The organism is Micromonospora sp. C95 (assembly GCF_018070465.1).
In the GTDB taxonomy this organism is placed as follows: Bacteria; Actinomycetota; Actinomycetes; order Mycobacteriales; family Micromonosporaceae; genus Micromonospora.
Genome location: NZ_JAGPXT010000004.1, coordinates 231,589 through 257,254 on the forward strand (window position 1 = coordinate 231,589; position 25,666 = coordinate 257,254).

Sequence of the window (25,666 nt, forward strand, 5' to 3'; positions counted from 1 at the left end):
CGGCTCAGGCGATGGCCTGCCACCAGCCGTCGACCGGCGGCGGGTCGTCGACCACCACCCGCTCGCCGGGGCGTGGCACGGCCAGCCGCACGTCGCGGGCCTTCGCCTCCGCCCAGAGCCGGTCCACCGGCTCGGACCAGTCGTGCAGGGCGAGGTTGAACGTGCCCCAGTGCACCGGCAGGAACAGCCCACCGCGCAGGTCCAGGTGGGCGGCCACCGCCTCCTCCGGGAACATGTGGATGCCCGGCCAGGCCCGGTCGTACGCGCCGATCTGCATCAGCGTCACGTCGAACGGCCCGTGCGCGGCACCGATCTCGGCGTACCCGCCGAAGTAGCCGGAGTCCCCGGTGTAGTAGACGCGGCGCTGCTGGCCGGCCACCACCCAGGAACTCCAGAGGGTGCCATTGCGCCGCAGGCCCCGGCCGGAGAAGTGCTGGGCAGCGGTGCAGGTGATCTCCAGCTCGGCCACCCGGTGGGTCTGCGACCAGTCCAGCTCGATGATCCGCTCCGCCGGTACGCCCCAGCGGTCGAGGTGGGCACCGACTCCGAGCGGCACCAGGAACGGCGCCGACTGCCGGGCGGTCAGTTCCCGCACCGTGCCCATGTCGAGATGGTCGTAGTGGTCGTGCGAGATCAGGATCGCGTCGAGGCGGGGCAGTTCGTCGAGGCGTACCGGCGGTTGGTGCAGCCGGCGCGGGCCGACCGCCGTCGACGGGGAGCACCTGTCGCTCCACACCGGGTCCAGCAGCACCCGGCGACCCTCGATCTCGATCAGGGCGGAGGCGTGGCCGTACCAGACGACGTTCAGTTCGCGCGCCGGGTCGATGCCGGTCTCGGCGGCCGGCCGCAGCAGTGGCACGGGTGCGCCCGGCCGGCGCTTCTGCTTGCCGAAGAGCAGTTCCCGGAACAGGTTGCGGTCCGAGCTGGGCACCATCGTGCGGGTGTCCGCGCGGTTGTGGAAGGTGCCGTCGCGGAACTGTGGTGACCGGGCCGCCCGTTCGGCCCGGGCGCCGGCCAGCCGGCCGCCGATCGCGGCCGGCACGTTCCGTGCGGCCCAGGCCGCGGTGGCGAGCCCGGCGACCGCGGCCAGGCCCGCCACCGACCCGGTGATCCGCCGACCGGTGGTACGTCCGCTCGGCTCGTTCGGCGCCCGCATGGTCCCCCCTCTGTTGATCCCCGAGGTCCACGGTAGCCGCCGCCGGCCGGGTTCAGCCGCCGTTGCTGGGGCGGTACGGGTGCTTGCGGTGGGTGGTGCCGGTGCCACCGAAACCGGCGGTCAGGTCCATCACCCGCCGACCCCACCGGGCCCGTGCCTGCACGGCGGGGTGGGTGGCGCCGAAGTCGTCCGCGCCGGCCTGCCCGTCGGCGAAGAGGGCGTACGTCACAAGCGGGGCACCGGCGGTGTCGAAGATCACTCCGGCTTCGTGTCGCGCGTCGACGAACCAGCCGGCCTTGGTGGCGACGCGGGCCCGTTCGGCGGAGGACATCTCGCGGCGTACCCCGTCGGTGAACGCCACCGGCGAACGCAGCAGTCGCAGCACCCGATCGGTCGAGGCGGGGGAGAGCAACGTGCCGGCGACCAGCGCACGCAGCAGGTCGTGGGTCTCCCGCGGCGTGCTGGTGCCCAGGAAGAAGCGGTTCGGGTTGGCCACCGGCTGCACCTGCGTGTTCGGAAAGCCCTTCGCGACCAGGATCTGGTTGATCTCGGCGGCCGGGCAGACCAGCCCGCAGAGCCGTACCGCGGTGTCGTCGGAGACGGTCAGCAGGTTCGCCAGCACGTGGCCGACGGTCACCAGGCTGGGGTAGGCACCGTCCAGGCTGAAGATGCCGTCCCCGCCGGTCACCACGATCGCCTCGGTCACCTCCACCTGGTGGTCGAGGGTGAGCAGGCCCCGGTCGACCTTGTCCAGCACCGCGACCGCCACGGCGATCTTGTTGACGCTGTACGCCTCGATCCGCAGGTCCGCCGACTCGTCCACGGCGACCAGCGGCCCGTCCGGACCGGCCAGGCTGACGTACGCCTGCCAGTTGCCGCCGGCCCGGCTGCTCACCCGTTGGAAGGCCGCGGCGATGCGGGCGGCGAGCCGTTCGCGGTCCCTGCCCGGCTCGTCAGCCGTGCCCGCCTGCTCGGTCGGGTCAGCGGCGGCGGGCATCGCGGTGCCGAACACGGCGCCGGCCGTCGCCACGGTGCCCAGGCCGAGCGCGGTCCTGCGGTCCATCCGAATGGTCACTCTTCTCTCCCGTCGGTGCCCTGGTGTGTCCAGGACACACCCTAGGCCGAGGGATCGACGTAGGTGACCCCGTCGATGGGCTCACGGGGCGAGAACGACCTTCACGCAGCCGTCCTGCTTCTTCTGGAACATCTCGTACGCCTGCGGCGCCTGCTCCAACGGCAGTCGGTGGGTACGCAGGTCGGCCACGCCGAGCGGGTCGTCGTCGGTGAGCAGCGGGATGATCTCGTCGGTCCAGCGCCGCACGTGGCACTGGCCCATCCGCACCTGGATGCCCCGGTCGAACATCTCCATCAGCGGCAACGGGTCGACCTCGCCGCCGTACACCCCGGAGATGGAGACGGTGCCGCCGCGCCGCACGGCCTTGAGCGCGGCCTTGAGCGCGACCAGCCGGTCGATCCCGATCTTGTCGATCATCGGCTGGGCGAGCTTGTCCGGCAGCAGCCCGGCGGCGGCCTGGCCGAGCTTGCCCAGCGGCGCGCCGTGCGACTCCATCCCGACCGCGTCGATCACGGCGTCCGGCCCACGCCCGTCCACCAGGTCGATCAACGTGCCGGGCACGTCGTCGAGCTGGGAGATGTCGAGCACCTCCACGCCGTGCCGGCGGGCCATCGCCAGCCGCTCCGGTACCACGTCGAGGCCGATCACCCGGTCCGCGCCGAGGTGGCGGCCGATCCGGGCACAGAACTGCCCGACCGGCCCCAGCCCGAAGACCGCCAGGGTGCCGCCGGGCGGGGTGTCGGCGTACCTCACCGCCTGCCAGGCGGTCGGCAGGATGTCGGAGAGGTAGAGCCACCGCTCGTCCGGTCCGTCGTCGGGCACCTTGATCGGGCCGAACTCGGCGAACGGAACCCGGAGGAACTGGGCCTGCCCGCCGGGCACCGCGCCGTAGAGGGAGGTGTAGCCGAACAGTGCGGCGCCCTTGCCCTCGGCGGTGACCTGCGTGGTCTCGCACTGGGCGTAGAGCTGTCGCTGGCACATCCAGCAGGACCCGCAGGCGATGTTGAACGGCACCACCACCCGGTCGCCGGGCTTGAGCCGGGTCACCCCGGACCCGACCTCCTCGACGATGCCCATCGGCTCGTGGCCGAGGATGTCACCCGGCTTGAGGTAGGGCCCCAGTACTTCGTACAGGTGCAGGTCGGAGCCGCAGATGGCGGTGGAGGTGATCCGTACGATCGCGTCGGTCGGATCCTCGATCCTCGGGTCGGGCACCTCCTCCACCCGCACGTCCCGCTTCCCCTGCCAGGTCAATGCCCGCATGCCGCCCCCTAGTCGCCGCCTTTCCTAGCTGAACTGCTACCCGTCACGGACCTGTTGAATCGGCAGCGCCGCCGTCTCCTGGGTTGCGGTAGGCCGGGTGGTGAGGCCCGGAGCGAGGGTGGTTCGGCGGAGTGAGGGTGGCCTGGTGGAGCAGGGGCACCTCGGCGGAGGGATGGGGTGGTGGATCCTGTCGAGCTGAGGGCGTGGCTGGATCGCGGGCGAGCGCTGACGGCGCTGTGCGAATAGCTGCGATAGCGCAGACGGATCAGCTCGACAGGCAGCGCAGAGAAGTATCCCGGGGGTGCCGGACGAGTCGGCCGACCCTGCCCCGGCCCGGACGAGGAGATCCGGTGTCGGCCCCAGCGGACGTGGCTGGCGGGCGGAAAGTGGCGGCTTGGGTGGTGCGAGGGCGGGTCGCGGGCGTACCCGAAACGCGGATCGCATGGCGCGGACCGGCGGCGGAGCGGGAAGCGGGCCTGGAACGGAGACGGCCGCCGTACCGGAGATCGGTACGGCGGCCGTCCGTGGGTCGGTCGCGGCGGGTCAGGTGCCGGGGGTGTCGGCGTGGCGGGTGGTGGCGGCCAGGTAGTCGCGGTTGAGGCGGCCGATGGTGGTCAGCGGGATGCCCTTCGGGCAGACCGCGGTGCACTCGCCGGCGTTGGTGCAGCCGCCGAAGCCGGCCTCGTCGTGCGCGTCGACCATGCCGATCACCCGGGTGTAGCGCTCCGGCTGGCCCTGGGGGAGCAGCGAGAGCTGGGTGACCTTGGCGGCGGTGAAGAGCATGCCGGAGCCGTTCGGGCAGGCGGCCACGCAGGCGCCGCAGCCGATGCAGGCGGCGGACTCGAAGGCGGCGTCCGCGTCGGCCTTCGCCACCGGCACCGAGTGCGCCTCCGGCGCGCTGCCGGTGGGCGCGGTGACGTACCCGCCGGCGGCGATGATCGTGTCGAAGGCGTTGCGGTTGACCACCAGGTCCTTGATGACCGGGAAGGCGCGGGCCCGCCACGGCTCGATGTCGATGGTGTCGCCGTCGGAGAACTGCCGCATGTGCAGCTGGCAGGCGGTGGTGCCGCGCTGCGGCCCGTGCGCGTCCCCGTTGATCATGAGGCCGCACATGCCGCAGATGCCCTCGCGGCAGTCGTGGTCGAAGGCGACCGGCTCCTCGCCGGCCAGGATGAGCCGCTCGTTGAGCACGTCGAGCATCTCCAGGAACGACATGTCCGGGGAGACGTCGTCGACCTGGTACTTCACCATCCGACCCTTGTCCTGGGGGCCGGACTGGCGCCAGATGCGCAGGGTCAGGTTCACTTGTAGCTCCGCTGCGTGGGGTGGACGTATTCGAAGTTCAGGTCTTCCTTGTGCAGCACCGAGGGCTCACCCGTGGCGGTGAACTCCCAGGCCGCGACGTACGCGAACCGGTCGTCGTCGCGCTGCGCCTCGCCCTCCGGGGTCTGGTGCTCGGCCCGGAAGTGGCCGCCGCAGGACTCCTCGCGGTGCAGGGCGTCGATGCACATCAGCTCGGCCAGCTCGAAGAAGTCGGCGACCCGGCCGGCCTTCTCCAGCGACTGGTTCAGCCCCTCGCCGTTGCCCGGCACCCGGACCCGCTGCCAGAACTGGTCCCGCAGGGCGCGGATCTCGTCGATGGCCTTGCGCAGCCCGGCCTCGGAGCGCTCCATGCCGCAGTGCTCCCACATGATCTGGCCCAGCTCGCGGTGGAACGAGTCCACCGTGCGGTCACCGTCGACCGCCAGCAGCCGCTGGATGCGGTCCTCCACGTCGCGACGCGCCTCGACGGCCGCCGGGTGGGTCGCGTCGACCTTCTCCAACGGGCCGGCGGCGAGGTAGTTGGCGACCGTGTTGGGCAGCACGAAGTACCCGTCGGCCAGTCCCTGCATCAGCGCCGAGGCGCCGAGCCGGTTCGCGCCGTGGTCGGAGAAGTTCGCCTCACCGATGACGAACAGGCCAGGGATCGTCGACTGGAGGTCGTAGTCGACCCAGAGGCCACCCATCGTGTAGTGCACGGCGGGGTAGATCCGCATCGGCACCTCGTACGGGTCCTCGCCGGTGATCCGCTCGTACATCTCGAAGAGGTTGCCGTACTTGGCCTCGATGGCCTTGCGGCCCAGCCGGCCAATGGCGTCGGCGAAGTCGAGGTAGACCCCCAGCTTCGTCGGACCCACGCCCCGGCCCTCGTCGCAGACGTTCTTCGCGGCCCGGGAGGCGATGTCGCGGGGCACCAGGTTGCCGAAGGACGGGTAGATGCGCTCCAGGTAGTAGTCGCGCTCGTCCTCGGCGATGTCGCGGGGGGCCCGATCGTCGTCCTTGGCCTTCGGCACCCAGACCCGGCCGTCGTTGCGTAGCGACTCGCTCATCAGGGTCAGCTTCGACTGGTGGTCGCCGGAGACCGGGATGCAGGTCGGGTGGATCTGGGTGTAGCAGGGGTTGGCGAAGTACGCGCCCTTGCGGTGCGCCCGCCAGGTGGCCGTGACGTTGCAGCCCTTGGCGTTCGTGGAGAGGTAGAAGACGTTGCCGTAGCCGCCGGAGGCGAGCACCACGGCGTCGGCGAACTCGGTGGTGATCTCGCCGGTGACCATGTCCCGGACCACGATGCCCCGGGCCTTGCCGTCGACGACGATCAGCTCCAGCATCTCGTGCCGGGCGTTCATCTCCACGTTGCCCAGGCCGATCTGCCGCTCCAACGCCTGGTACGCGCCGAGCAGCAACTGCTGGCCCGTCTGGCCCCGGGCGTAGAAGGTGCGCTGGACCTGCGCGCCGCCGAACGAACGGGTGTCGAGCAGGCCGCCGTACTCGCGGGCGAACGGCACACCCTGGGCCACGCACTGGTCGATGATGTTGACCGAGACCTCGGCCAGCCGGTGCACGTTCGACTCGCGGGAGCGGAAGTCACCGCCCTTGACGGTGTCGTAGAAGAGCCGGTGCACCGAGTCGCCGTCGTTGCGGTAGTTCTTGGCGGCGTTGATGCCGCCCTGCGCGGCTATCGAGTGCGCCCGGCGGGGGCTGTCCTGGTAGCAGTACGACCTGACCCGGTAGCCCTGCTCGGCGAGCGTGGCGGCGGCGGAGCCACCGGCCAGGCCGGTGCCGACCACGATCACGGTCATCTTGCGGCGGTTGGCCGGGTTGACCAGCTTGGCCTCGAAGCGGCGGCGTTCCCAGCGGGTCTCGATCGGCCCGTCGGGGGCCCTGGTGTCGGCGATCGGGTCGCCCTCGGTGAACAGATCCATGGTCAGGACACCAATCCGGTGAGTACGGCGAACGGGACCACGAGGTAGCCGGCGCAGAGCACGACGGCGAAGACCAGCGCCACCGCACGGGCCCGCTGCTCGCCGCGCGGGGTCTGCTGGCCCAGGCTGCGCAGTGCGCTGAACACGCCGTGCCGCAGGTGGAAGCCGAGCGCGACGATCGCCAGGGTGTAGAAGGCGGTGACGTACCAGCGCTCCGGCGCGAAGTCGGCGACCACGTTGGCGTACGGCCGGGACGGGTCGCCGACCGGGTTCAGCGTGCCGGTGGTGAGGTCGAGGATGTGGTAGATCACGAAGAGCAGGATGATCACGCCGCCCCAGCGCATGGTGCGGGCCGCGTAACTGCCGCGGACCTTCTTGCGGTGGGCGTAGCGCACCGGGCGGGCGGCGCGGGCGCGCAACGCCAGCACCGTGGCGGCCCAGATGTGCAGCAGCACCGCCGCCAGCAGGCCGACCCGCTGGATCCACAGGAACCCGGCGCTGGGCAGCAGCGGGACGCCGATCTCGCGCAGCCAGTGCGCGTAGTGGTCGAACGAGGTCGCGCCCGAGAAGATTTTCAGGTTGCCCAGCATGTGGGCGATGAGGAACAGCACCAGCAGGATGCCCGTCACCGCCATGACGGCCTTGAGGCCGACATTGGATCGGATGGGCGACCGGGTTCTCGTCGTGACTACCACTCGACCGACGCTAGGAGGACTTCCATCAGTCGTCCAATGCATCGACACCCTAGTCTTGATAGCCATAAGCTATCTAGATGCAGCTCCATCAGCTGAGGTACTTCGTCGCGGTGGCCGAAGTACGACATTTCACCCAGGCGGCCGACATCGTGGGCATCACCCAGCCCTCGTTGAGTAAGCAAATTCACGCCCTGGAGGACACCCTCGGCGCACCCCTGTTCGAGCGGGTAAGGGGCAACATAACTCTCACCGCGGCGGGCGAGGTGCTGCTGCCGTTGGCCAAGCGGATCCTTGCCGACGTCGAGACCGCCACCCGGGAGGTGCAGGAACTTGTCGGCCTGCGGCGCGGCCGGGTACGCCTCGGCGCCACCCCCAGCCTCGCCACCTCGCTCGCCCCGCCGGTGCTGCGCCGGTTCCGCGACGCCCACCCCACCGTCGACCTACGGATGGAGGAGGGCGGCTCGCAGGACCTGGTCCGTGACCTGCTCCGGGGCGACCTCGACCTAGCGCTGATCATCATGCCCGCCCAGGGCGCCGACCCCGGGCTGCGGGCCGACCCGATCCTCACCGAGAGCCTGGTGGTCGCCTCGGTCGACCCGGTGCCCACCGCCACGCCCGGTGCCGACCTGCGCATCACCGACCTGCGCGACCAGCCGATGGTGATGTTCCGCGAGGGCTACGACCTGCGCGACGCCACCCTCCAGGCGTGCCGGGACGCCGGTTTCGACCCGACCCTGTCGGTGGACGGCGGGGAGATGGACGCGGTGCTCAGCTTCGTCGAGGCCGGGCTGGGCATCGCCGTGGTACCCGGCATGGTGGTGGCCCGCCGAACCGGCATCCGGGTCACCCGGCTAGCCCCACCCGGCGTACGCCGCACCATCGCCGTGGCCCGCCGCCGCGACGCCGTGCCCACCCACGCCGGCCGCGAACTACGCCGCATCCTGCTCGACTACGTCCACACCGCCACCGCCACCGCCCAACTCCCACCCGGCGTCGAACCCCTGCCCTAACCCCTGCTCGGCGATCTTGCACTTTTCGTCGGGGCAAAGCATGTCAAAAGGGATTAATTGGCGACCAAAACTGCAAGATCGCGGGGGCGGGCGGGGCCGAGGGGCAGGCGGGGCGGGGTGTCAGAGGGTTTCGGCGGTGTCCATGGCGCGGTAGATGCGTTGTTCGGAGACGGGGTGGGGGGTGCCGAGGGCTTGGGCGAAGATGCTTACCCGTAGTTCCTCGATCATCCAGCGGATCTGGCGGACCTGCTCCGACGAGCGTCGGGCCGGGGGTAGCGCGGCCAGTAGGTCGTCGTACTCGCGTTGCACCACCGTGACGCGGTCCTGCTGCTGTTTGTCCCGCGCGGGGTTGCCGGGCAGCCGGTCCAGTCGACGCTCGATCGCGGTCAGGTAGCGCAGCAGGTCGGGCAGCCGCGCGTACCCGGCCTCGGTGATGAAGCCGGCGTGCACGAGGCCGGTGAGCTGGTTGCGGATGTCGGCCAGGGCGGCCACCACGGCCAGGTTCCTGGTCGCGCCCAGGCGCTGCTGCACCGCGTACGCGCTGGCGAGCACCGCCCGGACCCGGTCCATCACCGCCAGCACCGTGTCCACCAACTCGGCCCGGACCCGCTCGCGCAACGCGACGAAACCCGCCTCGTCCCAGGCCGGCCCGCCCGCGTCGGCGATCAGCTTGTCGATCGCCGCGCCGGCCGCGTCCTCGATCAACGCCTGCACCCCGCCGTGCGGGTTGCGGGACAACGCCAGCTTCGCCTCGTTGGTCAACCGACCCTGAAGGAACTTCGCCGGGGACGGCACGGTCAGCCGCAGCAGCCGACGGGTGCCGGCCCAGTGCGCGGCCTCCTGCTCGCCCGGTGAGTCGAACACCTTCACGCCGACGGTGGCGCCCTCGTCCACGAGCGCCGGATAGGCGGTCACCGCGTACCCGGCCCGTACCTGCTCGATGGTGCGCGGCAGCGTACCGATCACCCAGCCGGTCAGCCCGGTCCGGGCCACCTCCGGCGCGGCGGCGGCCACCACCTGGCGTACCTCCGCCTTGAGTTGGCGTTGCAGGGCCGGCAGGTCCTTGCCCTCGGCGACCGGTTTGTCGTCGTCGCCGAGCACCCGGAAGGTGACCCGCAGGTGCGGCGGCAGCCTGCCCAGGTCCCAGGCGTCCCTCGGCACGGTCACCCCGGTCATCCGCCGCAGCTGTCGGGTCAGCGCGTCCAGCAGCGGCTCCTCGCCGGGGGTGATCGCGGCCAGCGCGGCGCGGGCGTAGTCGGGCACCGGCACGAAGTTGCGCCGTACCGGCTTCGGCAGCGACCGGATCAGCGCCACGACGAGTTCCTCACGCAGCCCCGGCACCTGCCAGTCGAAGCTCTCGGCGGGCACCTGGTTGAGCAACGGCAGCGGGATGTCCACCGTCACGCCGTCGGTCGCCGTACCCGGGTCGAACGTGTACGTCAGCGGCAGCGCCACTCCCTCGGCCCGCCACTCGTCGGGGTAGTCGGCCTCGTCCAGCCCGCCCCGACCCGCGTTGACAAGCAGCTCCCGGGTGAAGGTGAGCAGGTCCGGCCGCTCCCGGCGGGTCGTCTTCCACCAGCTGTCGAAGTGCCGCCCGGAGACCACGTCGGCCGGGATCCGCTCGTCGTAGAACTGGAAGATCGTCTCGTCGTCGACCAGGATGTCGCGCCGTCGGGCCCGGTTCTCCAACTCCTCGATCTCGGTCAGCAGCCGCTGGTTGTCCCGCCAGAACTGGTGGTGGGTGGACCAGTCGCCCTCGACCAGCGCGTGCCGGATGAACAGTTCCCGGCTCAACGTCGGGTCGATCCGACCGAAGTTCACCTTCCGGGAGGTGACCAGCGGGACGCCGAAGAGGGTGACCTTCTCGTACGCCATCACCGCCGCCTGCTTCTTCTCCCAGTGCGGCTCGCTGTAGCTGCGCTTGACCAGGTGCTGGGCGAGCGGCTCGACCCACTCCGGCTCGATCCGCCCGTTCACCCGCCCCCAGAGCCGGGAGGTCTCCACCAGCTCGGCGGCCATCACCCAGCGGGGCGGCTTGCGGAACAGCGCCGAGCCCGGGAACAGGGCGAACTTCGCCCCACGCGCGCCCAGGTACTCGTGCTTCTGGGCGTCCTTGAGGCCGACGTGCGACAGCAGGCCGGGCAGCAGCGACTGGTGCACCTTCGGTGTGTCGATCTCCTCCGGCAGGTCCGCCCCGCCCTGGCGTCGCCCACCGCCGTCGGGCGCGTCGTCCGCGCCGCCCCGCCGGCCCCGTCCCCGGTTCCTGTCGTCAGGGGTACGCAGCACCTGCCGCAACTGGCTGACGATGTCCTGCCACTCCCGGACCCGCAGGTAGTTGAGGTACTCGGCCCGACACATCCGGCGGAACGCGCTTGAGGAGAGCGCCCGCTGCTGTTCCCGCAGGTACCGCCACAGGTTGAGGTACGCGACGAAGTCGGACTCCTTGTCGGCGAACCGGGCGTGTGCCTGGTCGGCCTGGGCCTGCTTCTCCGCCGGCCGCTCACGCGGATCCTGGATCGACAGGGCCGCGGCGATCACCATCACCTCGGTGGCGCAGCCGTTGCGTTCGCCCTCCAGGACCATCCGGGCCAGCCGGGGGTCGACCGGCAACTGGGCCAGCCGCCGGCCGAGGGACGTGAGCCGTCGGGTCGGCTCGGTCTCGGTCGGGTCGATCGCGCCCAGCTCGTGCAGCAGGTTCACGCCGTCGGTGATGTTGCGGCGGTCCGGTGGGTCGATGAACGGGAAGGCGGCGATGTCGCCCAGCCCGATGGCTGTCATCTGGAGGATGACCGAGGCCAGGTTGGTCCGCAGGATCTCCGGGTCGGTGAACTCGGGACGGGAGCCGAAGTCCTGCTCGTCGTAGAGCCGGACGCAGATACCGTCCGAGGTACGCCCGCAGCGGCCCTTGCGCTGGTTGGCGCTGGCCTGGGAGATCGGTTCGATGGGCAGCCGCTGCACCTTCAGCCGCTGCGAGTAGCGGGAGATCCTGGCCGTGCCCGGATCGACCACGTACTTGATGCCGGGCACGGTCAGGGAGGTCTCCGCGACGTTCGTGGCCAGCACCACCCGGCGTCCGCCGTGCGGGGCGAAGACCCGGTGCTGCTCGGCGACGCTGAGCCGGGCGTACAGGGGCAGGATCTCGGTGCCGAGCAGCGACCGCTTGTTCTGCACCAGCTTGCCCAGCGCCTCGGCGGTGTCCCGGATCTCCCGCTCACCGCTGAGGAAGACCAGGATGTCGCCCGGTCCCTCGGCGGCCAGCTCCTCGACGGCGTCACCGATGGCCTGGATCTGGTCGCGGACGTTCTCCTCGTCGGCGTCCTCCTCGTCGCCTTCGGCGACCTCGACAAGTGGCCGGTAGCGCACCTCGACCGGATAGGTCCGGCCCGAGACCTCCACCACCGGTGCCGGCTCGCCGTCGGGATGCTCGGCGGTCGGCGGCCCGGCGAAGTGCCGCGCGAACCGGTCGGTCTCGATTGTCGCCGAGGTGATGATCACCTTGAGGTCGGGCCGGCGCGGCAGCAGCTGCCTGAGGTACCCGAGAATGAAGTCGATGTTGAGGCTGCGCTCGTGCGCCTCGTCGATGATCAACGTGTCGTACTGGCGCAGCATCCGGTCGGTCTGCAACTCGGCCAGCAGGATGCCGTCGGTCATCAGCTTGACCAGGCTGTTCTCGCCCACCTGATCGGTGAAGCGCACCTTGTAGCCGACCACGTCACCGAGTTCGGTCCCCAACTCCTCGGCGATCCGGTCGGCCACCGTACGCGCGGCCAGCCGCCGGGGCTGGGTGTGGCCGATCAGGCCGTGCACCCCGCGCCCCAGCTCCAGGCAGATCTTCGGCAGCTGGGTGGTCTTCCCCGAGCCGGTCTCGCCCGCCACGATCACCACCTGGTGGTCGCGGATGGCGGTGGCGATGTCGTCCTTGCGTTCGCTGACCGGCAAACTGGCCGGGTAGGTGACCGTCGGCACCGCGGCCTTCCGCCGCTCCAGCCGGCCCTCCGCCGCAACCATCTCGGCGACGATCTCCGCCAGCACCGACTCGCGGCGCTGCGGGTCGCGTAGCTTCCGCAGCCCGTCGAGCCGACGGCGCAGGTGACGCTGGTCGCGGAACATCAGCGGGGACAGGCGACGCTGCAACTCGCGGACGGGATCGGTCGCGGCGGGTGAGGCTGGATTCTGCATGTCGTGGCCAAGGATAGGCAGCCGGCTGCCGGTCCGCCTCCTGGTTACCCGGGCCGTGCGCGGCGTGCTCGGGTCGGCTGACCCTGGCGCCTCCCTTCCTCTGCTGCACCCAGCCTCGCTCTACCGGGTCTCGCGCTGCTTCACCCGGCTTGCTCTGCTTCACCCGGCTTGCTCTGCTTCACCCGGCTTGCTCTGCTTCACCGGGCGCAACGGCTGCGGCCGGTAGTTGATGCGTGGGTTGAAGCAGAACGGTAGGCGCGTACGCCTGCGGACGATGTCGCGCAGCGCGTGCCACGGTCGATGGGGAGGTCTATCGTTGGGCGCCGGGCTGGGAGCGGGACACGGGGACGCCGATGATGATGCGGGACACCGATCGGGCGCTGGTGCAGGCAGCCAGCGCGGTGGCGAAGCTGCGTTGCCGCAGCGCCACGCACACCCTGGCCACGGCGGCCCGTACCGCCGACGGTCGGGTGATCTCCGCGGTCAACGTGGTGCACGCCACGGGAGGAGCCTGCCCCGAGACGGTCGCGCTCGGCACCGCCGCCACCCAGGGTGTGGCAGAACTGGAGACAATCGTCACCGTAGGCGACCGCGGCCGTTCCCTGGTCACTCCCTGCGACCCCTGCCGCCAACTCCTGGCCGACCGCTTTCCGGCCTTACGCGTCATCGTCGGCCCCCTTGAGGACCCGAAGGTCGTGCCCGTCACCACCCTGACCCCCTGCACCCCCCACTGACCTGCCCTGCCCTGCCCGGCTCGTCACCGTTGATCCACGGCGTGTGCAACTTCGGGGAAACTGTCCCCTCGACCCGAGCTGAGGCTGCAGTTTCCCCGAAGTTGCCGTCTGTGCTTGTGGCGCGTTCGGGTGGGCGGGGGTCAGCGGGTGCGGGTGTGGAGGGCTTGGCGGAGTTCGGTGAGGAAGCCGTCGAAGTCGTCGCGGAGGCGTTGGGCGGTCACGTGCAGCACGATCCAGTCCTCGCCGAGCAGGCGGTTGAGGCGGCGCCGGTCGCGGTGGAGTTGCTGCGGGTCGTCGTGCCAGAGCCCGTCGTACTCGACCGCGATCTTGAGTTCCGGCCAGGCGAGGTCGACCCGGGCGATGAACCTGCCGTCGCGCTCCACCACGAACTGGGTGATCGGCCGGGGAAGACCGGCCAACACGATCCGCACCCGTAGCCGCGACTCCTGAGCCGACTCCGCGCCCGGGTCGGCCAACTGGGCCACCCGAAGCATGCGTCTCCAGCCCCGGGTGCCGCGACGGCGGTCCGCCATCTCCCGCAGCTGGTCGGCGCGCACAAGTCGTTGGCCGAGGAGCCGGTCCACCATGACCACGGCCTCCTCGACGCCGAGCCATTGAGCCAGATCCCAGCAGGTCCGCAGCGGTGTGGTGACCGGCATGCCGGCATGCGACTGCACATCGGCCTCGGCGACCTCGCCCGTGTGCACCACGAGACCGGCGACCGGCCCGAAGCGAAGCCCGGTGGGCACGAGGATGTCGAGCGGTTCGGCGTCCCCGATGAACCCGGCACCGAACAGTGCGGCGGCGCTTCGTCCGGCGATCACCGCACCCGGTGGCATGACCCACCTCGCCGCGGCCACGCACCGGGTGCGGTGCGAGACCGTGAGCTGGGCGTCGGCGTACACGTCCCGGAAGATCGGCCGCCACGCTCTGCTGCGCAGCTCGCCTCGGGTCAGCAGCCCTCGCGCCACGGCGCGGGAACCACGGAAGACACGCCCGCGCAGTTGCGGGGGACGCCGAGCGGAAATCGCCATGGCATCCACCATGGACGACCATGAGCCCCCACCGACACCCCTGTGGATAACCCTCGCCGCCGCCGCGCCGCCGCGCCGCCGCCTGCCCCGCCTGCATTGCGGGCCTCGCGCACGCCCCCGTGTCCGTGCGCTCCCGCGCCCGTGCGCTCCCCGCGCCGCCGCCTGCCCCGCCTGCATTGCGGGCCTCGCGCACCCCCCCCCGTGTCCGTGCGCTCCCGCGCCCGTGCGCTCCCCGCGCCGCCGCCTGCCCCGCCTGCATTGCGGGCCTCGCGCACCCCCCCCGTGTCCGTGCAATCCCCGCGCCCGTGCGCGCACCTGACCCCGGCCTCGCGCACCACCCTCACCGCCGAGGCCTACGACGGGGTCAGGCGGCGGCGGACCAGATGGCGCGGAAGGCGGCGGCTTCGCCGGCGAGCCAGCTTTCGATTTCGTCGGTCCGGGCGTTGTCGGGCATCCGGTGGGTGCTGCCCCGGCGCACGTCGACCAGGACCGGCTCGGCGTGGGGAAGGACGGCGTCCATGTGGCGGGCGGTCAGGTGCAGTGCGGCAAGCGTCGCCTCCTCGCTGGGCGGGTGCTCGTCGAAGTGCAGGCGTACCGCCTCGACGCGGCCGTCGGCGTACCGGATGCCGAAGTGTGGGTTGATCTTGATGGGCAGGTCGCCGAGCATGGCCAGCGCGTCGCGGGTCTGGGCCAGGTCGACCTCCGCGGGCTCGCCGAGGGAGTGCAGCCAGGCCGTCGCGCCGGGCACGAGCGACTGGTAGAGCGGGCGCCAGCGGGGCTTGACCACGTCGACCACCTGCGCCAGGTGGGTGCCGCCGGTGTGGAAGGCGATGTCGGCCTTGAGGGCCTTGACGAACTGGCCGTGCGGGTTGAACCCGGAGCGGCTGGCCCGCTGCCGGCGCAGGCCGCCGACGAAGCTGGCCTTGGTCGGGCCGGTGCGGTCGACGTACCGGGTGAAACCGAGGAGGGTGGCGTACGGCGTGAGAGGGGCGGAGATGGGCGCGGTCACGAGCATCCTCCCAGGTCAGGAACTCGATTAGTACATACATTCTAATCGACGACCCTGACATCGCCCAGGGCAGATAAGGGGCCAACCGGGTGGATCGGCGACCGGATTTTCCGGGCCGCCGCAGGGGCGGCTCCGGCCTGTGACCGAACCGCCCGTGGCAAGGGACAACGCGCTAGCTGATCTTCAACTAGAGTCCTTGGCTCCATCGTCCTTCTCCGGAGCACACATGACATCCCTCACGGCCCGTTGGTCCCGCCTCGCCGTCGGCGCGGCAGTGCTGGCGACGACCGCGCTCTTCGCCCCCGCCAGCACCGCGCACGCCGCGGAAACCCAGCCCGACCTCTTCGTCGAGTTCACCCGCGAGCCGGTCGCCGAGATCAACGATCTCGGCACCACCATCGGCATGTACGTCTACAACCACGGTACGGGCGACGCGACCGGAGTGACCGTCACCTTCGACCTGGGCGACCTCTCCGACAGAGTCGCCGCGACCGTGCCGGACCGGCTGCGGGACACCTGCGAAATCGATGGCGACAACGTCACCTGCGCCGTCGGCGCGCTCAACGTCGGCCAGGTCAGCACCATCCGCCCGCTCACGCTGACCAGCCGCCAGGGCGCCACGCCGGGCGACGCTGGCTCGGTCACCGTGACGATCGCGGGCGCGGAGGACGACGCCAACCCCGACGACAACACCACGACGTTCCCGGTGACGGTCGTCGGCTCCGGGCCCGATCTGGTGGCCGCCGCCCAGGACGTCAACGACAAGTCGAGTCGGCTCGGCGCCGGGGACATCGCCCCGCTGTACACCGGTGTGCTCAACGAGGGCGACAGCCCCGCCACCGACTTCACGATCGACATCAACCTGCCCGGCGGCACCACGTTCGTCGAGCGCTACGACGGCTGCACCTACACGGACTACTACCCGAACGACATCGGGCTGCCGTACGTGTACGGGCCGAGCGCGGTCACCTGCGTGGTGCCACTGACCCTGGAGCCGGGCGAGGGCCTGCTGCTGTTCGACGACGAGACCGGGGAATCGCTGTTCAACCTGACCTTCGGTCGTAACCTGCCCGGCCCCTCCGAGCGCTACGGCGCGTTCAGCGTCGCCCTGGCCGGTGAGGCGCGGGCGGCGAAGAAGGTCGCCAGCAGCAAGGGCAGCGGCCCGTCCTTCGCCGATGCCGTCCGCGCCCTGCACGACAAGGCCGCGCGTGCTGGTGCCGCCCGGCAGGCCGTCGTGGAACGCGAGCTCGACGAGTCGGACAACTACGCGGACTTCCGGCTCTGGAGCAAGGAGAACCACCTCGACGTTGCCGTCACCGCCCCCGCCGTCAAGGGCAAGGTCGGCCAGACCGTCGACCTCACCTACGAGGTCGTCAACAACGGCCCGTCGGACGGCAGCGGCCCCGGCGTGTCGATCACCGCGCCGAGCGGCACGGTGCTGCTGCCCGCCGAGTGGTGCCACACCGAGGGCGGTCAGGGCGGGACGCTGCCCGAGTCGGAGAAGCTGCGCTGCAACTTCGAGAGCGAGTTCCCGAGCGTCGCGTCCGGCTACGGCCGGATCGAGGCCACCGTTCGGATCAAGATCAAGTCGACGCCGGGTACCGACGGCACGATCGTGGTCGACGGTGGCAGGTCGATCACCGAGTCCAACCCGGAGAACAACACCGCCCGCATCGTCATCGACACCGGCGACGGCGGTTCCGGTGGTGGCGACGGTGAAGCCGGTGGGGGCCTGCCGGTGACCGGCGCCCCGGCCGCTGCCCTCGCCGGTGTCGGTGCCGCCGTGCTCGCGCTCGGCGGGGTGCTGTTCGTCATGTTCCGGCGCCGTCGGGTGGCGTTCCAGACGCCCGGCGACTGACCGCATTCGTTGACGCTGCGGGGGTGGGACCAGTTCCGGTTCCACCCCCGCAGCGTCGGACGAGTTGACCCCGGCCGCTGTCCGCCGGCCCGCTGGCCCAGCCGACCGCTGCGGCCGTCGGTACTGTGGCCGGCGGGGCGGTTGCCCCGCGAGCCGGTCAGAGCTGGCCGACGTCGGTGATCCGCACGACGGCGGCGCCTGCCTCGTCGGAGGCGGCCAGGTCCACCTCGGCGCTGATGCCCCAGTCGTGGTCGCCCTCCGGGTCGTCCAGGATCTGCCGCACCGTCCAGCGCTCCCGACCCTGCTCGATCATCAGCAGCGCCGGGCCGCGGGCGTCCGGGCCGGTGCCGATCCCGTCGTACGACTCGAAGTAGGGCTCCAGCGCGTCGGCCCAGGCGTCGGCGTGCCACCCGGAGTCGGCGTCCAGCTCGCCCAGCGCGTCCCACTGCCGTAGCGCCGCCAGCTCGACCCGCCGGAACAGGGCGTTGCGCACCAGCACCCGGAACGCCCGCGGGTTACGGGTCACCGCCGCCGGCCGGTCGTCCAGCGCGGCGGCCACCTCGGGCAGGTCGGTCGGGTTGCGCAGCCGCTCCCACTCGTCGATGAGACTGGAGTCGACCTGGCGGACCAGCTCGCCGAGCCACTCGATCAGGTCGACGAGTTCCTCGGTCTTGGCCTCCTCGGGCACCGTCTGCCGCAGCGTCTTGTACGCGTCGGCGAGATAGCGCAGCACCAGGCCCTCGGAGCGGGACAGCCCGTAGAACTGCACGTACTCGGTGAAGGTCATCGCCCGCTCGTACATGTCCCGCACCACGGACTTGGGAGAGAGCTGGTGGTCGGCCACCCAGGGGTGCCCCTGCCGGTACATCTCGTAGGCGTTCTCCAGCAGCTCCGCGAGGGGCTTGGGCCAGGTCACCTCGTCGAGCAGTTCGAGCCGGGCCTCGTACTCGATGCCCTCGGCCTTCATCGCGGCGACCGCCTCGCCACGGGCCTTGAACTGCTGGGCGGAGAGCACCTGACGCGGGTCGTCGAGGATCGACTCGATCACCGACAGCACATCCAGGGCGTACGACGGGGACTCGCCGTCCAGCAGCTCGATGGTGGCCAGCGCGAGGGGCGACAGCGGCTGGTTGAGGGCGAAGTCGAGTTGCAGGTCGACGGTGAGCCGCACCCGCCGCCCGGTCTCGTCCGGCTCGGGCAGTTCCTCGACCACGCCGCCGGCCCGCAACGCCCGGTAGATGGCGATGGCCCGGCGGATGTGCCGGCGCTGGGCGGCGGCGTCCTCGTGATTGTCGGTGAGCAGGTGCCGCATTGCCGCGAACGCGTCGCCGGGGCGGCCGATGACGTTGAGCAGCATCGAGTGGCTGACCTGGAAGCTGGAGGTGAGCGGTTCCGGTTCGGCCGCCACCAGGCGGTCGAAGGTGGGCTCGCCCCAGCCGATGGAGCCCTCCGGCGGCTTCTTGCGTACCACCTTGCGTCGCTTCTTCGGGTCGTCGCCGGCCTTGGCGAGCGCCTTCTCGTTGTCGATGACGTGTTCGGGTGCCTGCACGACGACCCGACCGATGGTGTCGAAGCCGGCCCGTCCGGCCCGGCCGGCGATCTGGTGGAACTCGCGGGCCTTGAGCAGCCGGGTGCGCACCCCGTCGTACTTGGACAGGCCGGTGAACAGCACCGTGCGGATCGGCACGTTGATGCCGACGCCGAGGGTGTCGGTACCGCAGATGACCTTGAGCAGCCCGGCCTGGGCCAGGGTCTCCACCAGCCGGCGGTACTTGGGCAGCATCCCGGCGTGGTGCACCCCGATGCCGTGCCGGACCAGCCGGGACAGGGTCTTGCCGAAGCCGGAGGTGAACCGGAACCCGCCGATCGCCGCCGCGATCATGTCCTTCTCGGCCCGGGTGCAGACGTTTACGCTCATCAGCGCCTGGGCGCGTTCCAGGGCGGCGGCCTGGGTGAAGTGCACCACGTACACCGGGGCCTGCTTGGTCTCCAGCAGTTCCTCAAGGGTTTCGTGCAGCGGCGTCATCGCGTACGAGAAGAGCAGCGGGACCGGCCGCTCGGCCGTGCGGACGACGGCGGTCGCCCGGCCGGTACGCCGGGTCAGGTCGTCGACGAACCGGGTGGTGTCGCCGAGCGTGGCCGACATCAGGATGAACTGCGCCTGCGGCAGCTCGATCAACGGCACCTGCCAGGCCCAGCCCCGGTCCGGTTCGGCGTAGAAGTGGAACTCGTCCATGATCACCTGGCCGACGTCGGCTCGGCTGCCCTCGCGTAGCGCCAGGTTGGCCAGGATCTCCGCGGTGCAGCAGATGATCGGGGCGTCGGCGTTGACGCTGGCGTCGCCGGTGAGCATGCCGACGTTCTCCGCGCCGAAGACCTCACACAGCGCGAAGAACTTCTCCGACACCAGCGCCTTGATCGGCGCGGTGTAGAAGGTCGTCCGGCTGTCGGCAAGCGCGGCGAAGTGCGCGGCGATGGCGACCAGGCTCTTGCCCGAGCCGGTCGGCGTATTCATGATCAGGTTGGCCCCGGAGACGATCTCGATGACCGCCTCCTCCTGGTGGGGATAGAGGTCCAGGCCGCGCTCGGACGCCCAACTGGCGAACGCGTCGTAGAGGGTGTCGGGGTCGGCGGTCTTGGGCAGCGCGGCGGTGAGTGTCATGGCCGGTCCATGGTGCCTGGATCACGCACCGGGACGCCAACCGGGAGGGGCCGGGCGCGGGCACCGACCGGAGACAGCTCGGGACGCCGGCCCGCCGGTGTCGCGCCCTCTCAGCGGCGGCGGTAGATCAGGTCGGCGACCGGGCGGCCGGCGCGTAGCGCCCGTCGCTCGAACCGGGTCACCGGCCGGTACGCGGGCCGGGGAGCGAAGCCGTCGTACGCGTTGACCAGGCCCGGGTCGGCGTCCAGGGTCGCCCGCATGGACTCGGCGTACTCCGCCCAGTCGGTGGCGCAGTGCAGCGTGCCGCCAAGAACCAACCGGGAACGCAACCGGGCGACGTGCGTCGGCTGGATCAGCCGCCGCTTGTGGTGGCGGGACTTCGGCCACGGGTCCGGGAAGAAGACGTGTACCGCGTCCAGCGAGGCGGGCGGCAGCAGATCGAGCAACTCCGTCGCGTCGCCCTCGACGATCCGGACATTGCCCAGGTCACGGAGGTGAATCAGATCCAGCAGGTTCGCAATTCCCGGGGTGTGCACCTCGACCGCCAGATAATCTCGATCCGGGTCGGCGGCGGCCATTTCGGCGGTCGTGTCGCCCATGCCGGAACCGATCTCGACCACCAGCGGGGCCCGGCGGCCGAACAGGCCGACGGGGTCGAACGGGTCGGCGTCGGCGACGCGCAGCCCGTACCGCAGCCAGTGCTGTTCCAACGCCGCCACCTGCCGGCCGCTCATCCGGCCGCGACGCGGGTGGTAGGTGCGGATCGCCCGTACCGGATGCGGCACGGCGTCGGCGGGAGTCGGGTCGGTGGAGGTCACAACGCCCCGAGCCTACGCGAACACGCGCCGGCCCGGATGTGAGGTACGCCCGGTGGTGAGACCATCATCGGAAGACGGCAGGACCGGGTGTCCGGCGGTGCCCGGCGACCGCCCCGGCGCACCGGGAGGGGGCAGCGTGTCAGCAGCGATCCGCACTCGTCCGGCATCGTCCACCGCTCCGTTGCGCACCGTCGCGGCCCTCGCGCCACTGCTCGCGATCGCGCTGGCCATCCCGCTGCTGACGCCCGTGCCGGCGGTGGCGGCGCCCCCGTCGGCGCCCGTCGGGGTGGCCGCACCGATTCGGCCCGTGCCGGCTGTGGCGACACTGTTGTCGCCGGCCGTGCCGACCGGCATCGACTCGGCGCACCCGGCGGCACCCGCGCGGGCCGCTGTCGTGCCGGTCGTCGCCGGGCAACCCGGCGGTGGGCAACCCGGTGCGCCCGAGGGCGCGCCGCAGCCCGGCCCGACCGTGTTCGTGGAGGTCTCGCCGAGCATGGTGGAGCCGGGCCATCTGGTCGGGCTCCGCGCCAGCTGCCACGACAACTCGGTGGGGGCCATCGTCGTCTCGGACGCGTTCGGCCGGGTCGCCGTGCAGCCGCAGCGCGGGCTGCTGACCGGCACGGCCATGGTCAAGGAGCGGGTGCTGCCCGGCAACTACCGGGTCAAGCTGGAGTGCCGGGGCGGAGAGACCGCGTCCACCATGATCCAGGTGGTACGCCAGCTGAAGCCCAGCCGAGGGCCGGCGACCGGGTTCGGCGGTGGTGCCGGCAACATCACCGCCAATCTGCTGCTCCCTGGCGGTCTGGCGCTGACCGTCACCGGCATGGTCCTCTGGGTCACCGCCACCCGCCGTCGCGGCAGCCGACGGTGAGCCCGTCATGACCACCGCCCGCGCACCCCGCCCCTCCGGCTCGGCCGGTGCGTCCGGCCCGGCCGCCGGGCCGCGAACCGGCTACGGTCGGTCGACCCGCCCCGTCGGTAGCCCGCCCCGTCCTACCTATCGACCCGACCTGTTCGTACCGCCGGACAGCTCGCCCCCGCGTCCCGGCGACCGCCCAGCCGGCTCCGGTCCCACGTCGCGTCCAGGCGACGGTGCGGCGGGCTCTGGTTCCGCGTCGGGTCGCGGTGGCCGTGCGACCGGCTCCGGCGCCACGCCGCGCCCGCACGGGTGGGCGGCGGTGCCGGACACGGGCTCCCGTCGGGCCCGGGCCGCGGCACCGTTCACCGACCGGCGTCGGGCACCGAGGAATGCCGGGCGAACCGGCCGCCCGGCGCGTCCCGGGCGCAGCCCGTGGTCCCTGCCGCTCGCGGTGGTGCTCGTGCTGGCCGGCGTGTTCGCCACCGGCGCCGGGCTCGGGCACACCGTCGGGGGACCGCTGGACTGGACGGCCACCGGCGGTGAACGCGGCTCCAGCGGCGCGTCGACGGTACCCGCCGGGCGTACCGCCGCGCGGCCGGTGAGCCTGTCCATCCCGTCGATCGACGTCTCGGCGCCGGTGAAACCGGTCGGCGAGGCACCGGACGGCTCGATCGCCGTGCCGCCGCTGAGCCGGCACGAGGAAACCGGGTGGTACGACCGTGGGCCGGTGCCGGGAGACCCGGGTCCGGCGGTCATCGTCGGGCACGTGGACACCAAGAGCGGCCCGTCGGTCTTCTACCACCTGGGCAAGCTGAAGGTGGGGGACACCGTCGAGGTGGCCCGGGAGGACGACTCGGTGGCCGTTTTCACGGTGAACTCGGTGGAACACTTCCCGAAGGAGCGGCTGCCGGCCGACCGGGTCTACGGCAACGAAGGCCCGCCCGGCCTGCGGCTGATCACCTGCGGCGGCGAGTGGCTCGGCGGCGGCACCGGCTACGCCGACAACGTCATCGCCTTCGCCACCCTCACCACCACCCGCCCCGCCTGACGTACCCGCCGCTACTGCTCAGCGCCGGCGACGAACACGCCCTGGCCTTGTTGCCCGTAGACCAGGTCACGGGCGTGCAGTTCCTTGACGGCCCGGTACGCCGTTGAGCGGGCGACCCGGTAGATCTCACCGATCTCCGACACCGAGGGAAGTTGTTGGCCCGGCGCGTACTCGCCTGACGTGATCTTCGCTTCGATGTCGTCGGCTACCCGCAGATAGTGCGGTGGTCTGGTTGGCATGATCGGCACTCCTGGACTTCAGCGAGATCATGCTTCCAGCCAAAACGTGATCGAGGCAAGCCGCCCAACCGGCTAAGTGAAGACAGTGAGAACTTGACTACACTGAGACAGTAGATACAGTGAGACAGTGGTCAGTGCTTCTGGACTTCAGCACTCCCGAGGTACCTGACCAACCGCCCAGGGGGAGCACGACGCAGGGACTCTGCCCCCTTGGGCGGGCACCGTCGTGACCACAGCGGAGGTCGTCGTCGTGCCGCTCGATGATCCTGACGAGGATTCGCCGTGCGTCGGCTGTTCGAGGCGAATCGGATCCTGGAGACCCATTGGACCCGCGCGGTCGCCGAGCCGTTCCAGGCAGGTGGGTGCCTGGATTGCCGTGGGCGTACGGAATGCCCTCAGCTCGACTGGGCGATCGGCATCACGGCCGAGATCGCGGCGGTGACGTTCCAGAAGCGGTGAAGATCCGTCAGGGAACCTGCTGGACGACCTCGAACTCCAGGAGGGTGGCGCCGGAGGCGACGGGGGGCCGCTGTTCCGCCCCGGGCGGGGTGGCGTGGGCGGCTCGCGCGGGGCCGGCGGCCCAGTCCTGGTAGGCCTGTTCGGTCTCCCAGCGGGTGTAGACGAAGTAGCGGTTGTCGCCGGCCACCGGGCGCAGCAGTTCGAAGCCGAGGAAACCGGGCGAGTTCTCCACCGCGCGGGCCCGGGCGGCGAACCGCTTCTCCAACTCCTCGCCGCCACCGGGCGGTACGTCGATCGCGTTGATCTTCACAACTGCCATGCCCCCACCCTAACCACCCTACGAACTCGACCGACCGTCCCCGCTCGTGCTCATGGGCCCGTGCAACTTCCCGGATAGTGCTGCCTGGGGCGGCGTTGAGACCGCACTATCCCCGAAGTTGCACGGATCTTGGGGCGGGGTGGGTGTGCGAGTAGGCCAAGGCTGGCGGTCAGAAGGACTCGATGGTGGGGGTGAGGTCGGCGTCGACGACGATGGGGGCGTGGTCGGAGGGGCCCTTGCCCTTGCGTGCCTCCCGGTCGACGTACGCCGACCGGACGGCGCGGGCCAGCGGGGCCGAGGCGTACACCAGGTCGATGCGCATGCCCTTGTTCTGGTGGAACATGCCGGCCCGGTAGTCCCAGTAGGTGAACGGGTGGGGGCCCTTCATCGGGGTGGGCACCACGTCGGTGAGACCGAGATCGCGCAGCGCCGCCAGGGCGGCCCGCTCGGGCGGGGTGACGTGGGTGGAGGTGACGAACAGCGCCGGATCCCACACGTCGGCGTCGGTGGGTGCCACGTTGAAGTCACCGCAGACCGCCAGCGGCGCCCGGTTCGTCAACTCGGTGTCCAGGGCGTCCCGCAGCGCCGCCAACCAGGCCAACTTGTACGCGTAGTGCGGGTCGTCGGGCGTGCGGCCGTTCGGCACGTACACCGACCAGACCCGCAGCCCGCCGCAGGTGGCCGAGATCGCGCGGGCCTCCGGTTCCGGGAAGCCCGGCTCGTCGGGAAACCCCACGGTGACGTCGGCCAGACCGACCCGGGACAGGATCGCGACCCCGTTCCACCGGCCGTCGCTGTGGCTGGCCACCGTGTATCCCAGCTCGCCCACCTCGGTGGCCGGGAAGGCGCCGTCCGGGCACTTGGTCTCCTGGAGGCAGACCACGTCCGGCCCGGTGCCGGCCAGCCAGTCGAGCAGCCGGGGCAGCCGGGCCTTCACCGAATTCACGTTCCACGTCGCCAAGCGCATGATGCCAGCCTGCCCCATCCGGCCCCGGCCCGCGCGGCCGGCGCGCTGCCCCGCCACGTGCCGGCGCGCCGGTGCCGAGTCGGCGGCGCCCCTTCCGGCCCACGAGCCGTCGAGAGGGTGCTCCTCAGGGGGTGTCGTTGTTCGGGCGGGTCTGTTCGGCGAGGAACCGCTCCAGCTCGGCGCCGAGTTCCTCGGCCGTGGGCAGGGGGCCGTTCTCCGTGGCGAGCAGGTTCTTCTCCCCCCGACCCCGGGCGAATGCGTCGTACTGCTCCTCGAGAGCCTGGACCAGGGTGGTGGCCTCGTCGCTCTGCGCGACCTGGCGGTCGATCTCCACCTGCACCACCTCGGCGGCCGAGCGCAGCCCGTCGCGGGGCAGCAGCAGCCCGGTGCTGCGGGACACCGACGCCAGCAGCACCTCGGCGGCGGCCGGGTACTCGGCCTGCGCCACGTAGTGCGGCACGTGCGCGGCGAAACCCAGCGCGTCGCGGCCCGCCTCGCCGAGGCGGAACTCCAACAGGTGGCCGACGCTGCCGGGCACCTGCACCCGTTGCAGCCACGGTTCGTAGCCGGCGATCAGGTCACGCCGGGTGGCGTGCGCGGTCACGCCGGTCGGCCGGGTGTGCGGCACCGCCATCGGGATCGCGTTGAGCCCGACGGTGAGCCGGACGTCCAGCCGGGCGGAGAGCCCGACGACGGCGGCGGTGAACCGCTCCCACTGAAGATCTGGCTCCGGCCCGGTGAGCAGCAGGAAGGGGGTCTCGTCGTCGTCGTGGAGCAGGTGTAGCTGCAACTCCGGGTCGTCGTAGCTCTCCCAGTGGTCCTCGACGAAGGTCATCACCGGTCGGCGGGAGCGGTAGTCGAAGAGCTGGTCCAGGTCGAACCGGGCGATCGGGCGGGACTCCAGCGAGGTGAGCAGCTGCTCGCGGGCGAGCCGGCTGGCGTTACCGGCGTCGACGAAACCGGTGAGCGCCTGAATCAGGACCGGCTGACCGAGGTCGGGCAGATCGTCGGTGAGTTCGTAGAGCTCGTGTGGGTCGAGCACC

21 protein-coding genes are annotated in these 25,666 nt (G+C 71.3%); 6 read left to right on the plus strand and 15 right to left on the minus strand.

Annotated elements, in window-relative coordinates; all coding sequences use genetic code 11:
* Positions 1–4: 4 nt before the first annotated feature.
* From KBX00_RS07270 to KBX00_RS07295, 6 genes are all read right to left on the minus strand, one after another.
* Entirely contained in the window at positions 5–1,156 is a 1,152-nt protein-coding gene (locus tag KBX00_RS07270; protein ID WP_210824536.1) for an MBL fold metallo-hydrolase, read from the minus strand.
* A 52-nt stretch (positions 1,157–1,208) separates the two neighbouring features.
* Complete coding sequence (locus tag KBX00_RS07275) at positions 1,209–2,219, minus strand: serine hydrolase (protein ID WP_210824538.1); 1,011 nt, start codon at positions 2,217–2,219, stop codon at positions 1,209–1,211.
* A 93-nt stretch (positions 2,220–2,312) separates the two neighbouring features.
* Positions 2,313–3,494 carry a zinc-dependent alcohol dehydrogenase gene (locus tag KBX00_RS07280; protein WP_210824540.1) on the minus strand — a complete coding sequence of 394 codons (1,182 nt, stop codon included), beginning with the start codon at positions 3,492–3,494 and terminating at the stop codon, positions 2,313–2,315.
* Positions 3,495–4,037: 543 nt separating this feature from the next.
* A complete protein-coding gene (locus KBX00_RS07285) occupies positions 4,038–4,799 on the minus strand; it encodes a succinate dehydrogenase/fumarate reductase iron-sulfur subunit (RefSeq protein WP_210824542.1) in 762 nt (253 codons plus the stop codon).
* The gene (locus KBX00_RS07290) at positions 4,796–6,733 is read right to left on the minus strand and encodes a fumarate reductase/succinate dehydrogenase flavoprotein subunit (protein WP_210824544.1); all 1,938 of its coding nucleotides are present in this window, start codon (positions 6,731–6,733) and stop codon (positions 4,796–4,798) included. Before KBX00_RS07290 ends, KBX00_RS07285 begins: the two co-directional genes overlap by 4 nt.
* Positions 6,734–6,735: 2 nt before the next feature.
* Positions 6,736–7,428, minus strand: coding sequence for a succinate dehydrogenase cytochrome b subunit (locus tag KBX00_RS07295; RefSeq protein WP_307868220.1), 693 nt, complete (start codon positions 7,426–7,428; stop codon positions 6,736–6,738).
* Between the two features lie 77 nt (positions 7,429–7,505).
* On the opposite strand from KBX00_RS07295, the gene KBX00_RS07300 reads away from it, so the two are divergent.
* Positions 7,506–8,438, plus strand: a complete 933-nt coding sequence (locus KBX00_RS07300; RefSeq protein WP_210824548.1) for a LysR family transcriptional regulator — start codon at positions 7,506–7,508, stop codon at positions 8,436–8,438.
* Between the two features lie 120 nt (positions 8,439–8,558).
* On the opposite strand, the gene hrpA is transcribed toward KBX00_RS07300, so the two are convergent.
* A complete protein-coding gene (gene hrpA / locus KBX00_RS07305; RefSeq protein ID WP_210824550.1) occupies positions 8,559–12,617 on the minus strand; it encodes an ATP-dependent RNA helicase HrpA in 4,059 nt (1,352 codons plus the stop codon).
* A gap of 353 nt (positions 12,618–12,970) precedes the next feature.
* Here hrpA and KBX00_RS07310 point away from each other — a divergent pair, with 353 nt between their 5' ends.
* The gene (locus tag KBX00_RS07310) at positions 12,971–13,351 is read left to right on the plus strand and encodes a cytidine deaminase (RefSeq protein WP_210824552.1); all 381 of its coding nucleotides are present in this window, start codon (positions 12,971–12,973) and stop codon (positions 13,349–13,351) included.
* Between the two features lie 140 nt (positions 13,352–13,491).
* On the opposite strand, the gene KBX00_RS07315 is transcribed toward KBX00_RS07310, so the two are convergent.
* Together KBX00_RS07315 and KBX00_RS07320 are read right to left on the minus strand one after the other, a co-directional pair.
* Positions 13,492–14,385 (minus strand): hypothetical protein, encoded by an 894-nt coding sequence (locus KBX00_RS07315; RefSeq protein WP_210824554.1) that lies wholly within the window; start codon positions 14,383–14,385, stop codon positions 13,492–13,494.
* Between the two features lie 364 nt (positions 14,386–14,749).
* Entirely contained in the window at positions 14,750–15,394 is a 645-nt protein-coding gene (locus KBX00_RS07320) for a hypothetical protein (protein WP_210824556.1), read from the minus strand.
* A 226-nt stretch (positions 15,395–15,620) separates the two neighbouring features.
* Here KBX00_RS07320 and KBX00_RS07325 point away from each other — a divergent pair, with 226 nt between their 5' ends.
* The gene (locus KBX00_RS07325) at positions 15,621–17,252 is read left to right on the plus strand and encodes a DUF11 domain-containing protein (protein WP_210824558.1); all 1,632 of its coding nucleotides are present in this window, start codon (positions 15,621–15,623) and stop codon (positions 17,250–17,252) included.
* 157 nt (positions 17,253–17,409) lie between these two features.
* Here KBX00_RS07325 and KBX00_RS07330 read toward each other — a convergent pair whose 3' ends face one another.
* Together KBX00_RS07330 and trmB are read right to left on the minus strand one after the other, a co-directional pair.
* A complete protein-coding gene (locus KBX00_RS07330; protein WP_210824560.1) occupies positions 17,410–19,914 on the minus strand; it encodes an RNA helicase in 2,505 nt (834 codons plus the stop codon).
* 110 nt (positions 19,915–20,024) lie between these two features.
* The gene (trmB, locus tag KBX00_RS07335; protein ID WP_210824562.1) at positions 20,025–20,732 is read right to left on the minus strand and encodes a tRNA (guanosine(46)-N7)-methyltransferase TrmB; all 708 of its coding nucleotides are present in this window, start codon (positions 20,730–20,732) and stop codon (positions 20,025–20,027) included.
* 286 nt (positions 20,733–21,018) lie between these two features.
* Here trmB and KBX00_RS07340 point away from each other — a divergent pair, with 286 nt between their 5' ends.
* Both KBX00_RS07340 and KBX00_RS29145 read left to right on the plus strand, forming a co-directional pair.
* On the plus strand, positions 21,019–21,603 hold the full coding sequence (locus KBX00_RS07340; RefSeq protein WP_374225265.1) for a hypothetical protein: 585 nt from the start codon (positions 21,019–21,021) through the stop codon (positions 21,601–21,603).
* Positions 21,604–21,910: 307 nt separating this feature from the next.
* Positions 21,911–22,639: a class F sortase gene (locus tag KBX00_RS29145; protein WP_374225261.1), complete on the plus strand. Its 729-nt coding sequence runs from the start codon at positions 21,911–21,913 to the stop codon at positions 22,637–22,639.
* An 11-nt stretch (positions 22,640–22,650) separates the two neighbouring features.
* On the opposite strand, the gene KBX00_RS07350 is transcribed toward KBX00_RS29145, so the two are convergent.
* Positions 22,651–22,878, minus strand: coding sequence for a winged helix-turn-helix domain-containing protein (locus tag KBX00_RS07350; RefSeq protein WP_210824566.1), 228 nt, complete (start codon positions 22,876–22,878; stop codon positions 22,651–22,653).
* A gap of 282 nt (positions 22,879–23,160) precedes the next feature.
* On the opposite strand from KBX00_RS07350, the gene KBX00_RS07355 reads away from it, so the two are divergent.
* On the plus strand, positions 23,161–23,337 hold the full coding sequence (locus KBX00_RS07355) for a hypothetical protein (RefSeq protein WP_210824568.1): 177 nt from the start codon (positions 23,161–23,163) through the stop codon (positions 23,335–23,337).
* A gap of 7 nt (positions 23,338–23,344) precedes the next feature.
* On the opposite strand, the gene KBX00_RS07360 is transcribed toward KBX00_RS07355, so the two are convergent.
* From KBX00_RS07360 to KBX00_RS07370, 3 genes are all read right to left on the minus strand, one after another.
* Positions 23,345–23,656, minus strand: coding sequence for an antibiotic biosynthesis monooxygenase (locus tag KBX00_RS07360; protein WP_210824570.1), 312 nt, complete (start codon positions 23,654–23,656; stop codon positions 23,345–23,347).
* A 169-nt stretch (positions 23,657–23,825) separates the two neighbouring features.
* Positions 23,826–24,623, minus strand: a complete 798-nt coding sequence (locus KBX00_RS07365; protein ID WP_210824572.1) for an exodeoxyribonuclease III — start codon at positions 24,621–24,623, stop codon at positions 23,826–23,828.
* A gap of 124 nt (positions 24,624–24,747) precedes the next feature.
* Positions 24,748–25,665, minus strand: coding sequence for a proteasome assembly chaperone family protein (locus KBX00_RS07370; RefSeq protein ID WP_210824574.1), 918 nt, complete (start codon positions 25,663–25,665; stop codon positions 24,748–24,750).
* Position 25,666: the final 1 nt, after the last annotated feature.

Excerpts from the sequence above, each read along its gene's own strand:
- KBX00_RS07270 (WP_210824536.1), bottom strand. The coding sequence starts at position 1,156 with ATGCGGGCGCCGAACGAGCCGAGCGGACGTACCACCGGTCGGCGGATC.
- KBX00_RS07315 (WP_210824554.1), bottom strand. The coding sequence starts at position 14,385 with ATGGCGATTTCCGCTCGGCGTCCCCCGCAACTGCGCGGGCGTGTCTTC.
- KBX00_RS07290 (WP_210824544.1), bottom strand. The coding sequence starts at position 6,733 with ATGGATCTGTTCACCGAGGGCGACCCGATCGCCGACACCAGGGCCCCC.
- KBX00_RS07310 (WP_210824552.1), top strand. The coding sequence starts at position 12,971 with ATGATGATGCGGGACACCGATCGGGCGCTGGTGCAGGCAGCCAGCGCG.
- KBX00_RS07325 (WP_210824558.1), top strand. The coding sequence starts at position 15,621 with ATGACATCCCTCACGGCCCGTTGGTCCCGCCTCGCCGTCGGCGCGGCA.
- KBX00_RS07330 (WP_210824560.1), bottom strand. The coding sequence starts at position 19,914 with ATGACACTCACCGCCGCGCTGCCCAAGACCGCCGACCCCGACACCCTC.
- KBX00_RS07275 (WP_210824538.1), bottom strand. The coding sequence starts at position 2,219 with ATGGACCGCAGGACCGCGCTCGGCCTGGGCACCGTGGCGACGGCCGGC.
- KBX00_RS07360 (WP_210824570.1), bottom strand. The coding sequence starts at position 23,656 with ATGGCAGTTGTGAAGATCAACGCGATCGACGTACCGCCCGGTGGCGGC.
- KBX00_RS07300 (WP_210824548.1), top strand. The coding sequence starts at position 7,506 with ATGCAGCTCCATCAGCTGAGGTACTTCGTCGCGGTGGCCGAAGTACGA.
- KBX00_RS07280 (WP_210824540.1), bottom strand. The coding sequence starts at position 3,494 with ATGCGGGCATTGACCTGGCAGGGGAAGCGGGACGTGCGGGTGGAGGAG.
- hrpA (WP_210824550.1), bottom strand. The coding sequence starts at position 12,617 with ATGCAGAATCCAGCCTCACCCGCCGCGACCGATCCCGTCCGCGAGTTG.
- KBX00_RS07350 (WP_210824566.1), bottom strand. The coding sequence starts at position 22,878 with ATGCCAACCAGACCACCGCACTATCTGCGGGTAGCCGACGACATCGAA.
- KBX00_RS07365 (WP_210824572.1), bottom strand. The coding sequence starts at position 24,623 with ATGCGCTTGGCGACGTGGAACGTGAATTCGGTGAAGGCCCGGCTGCCC.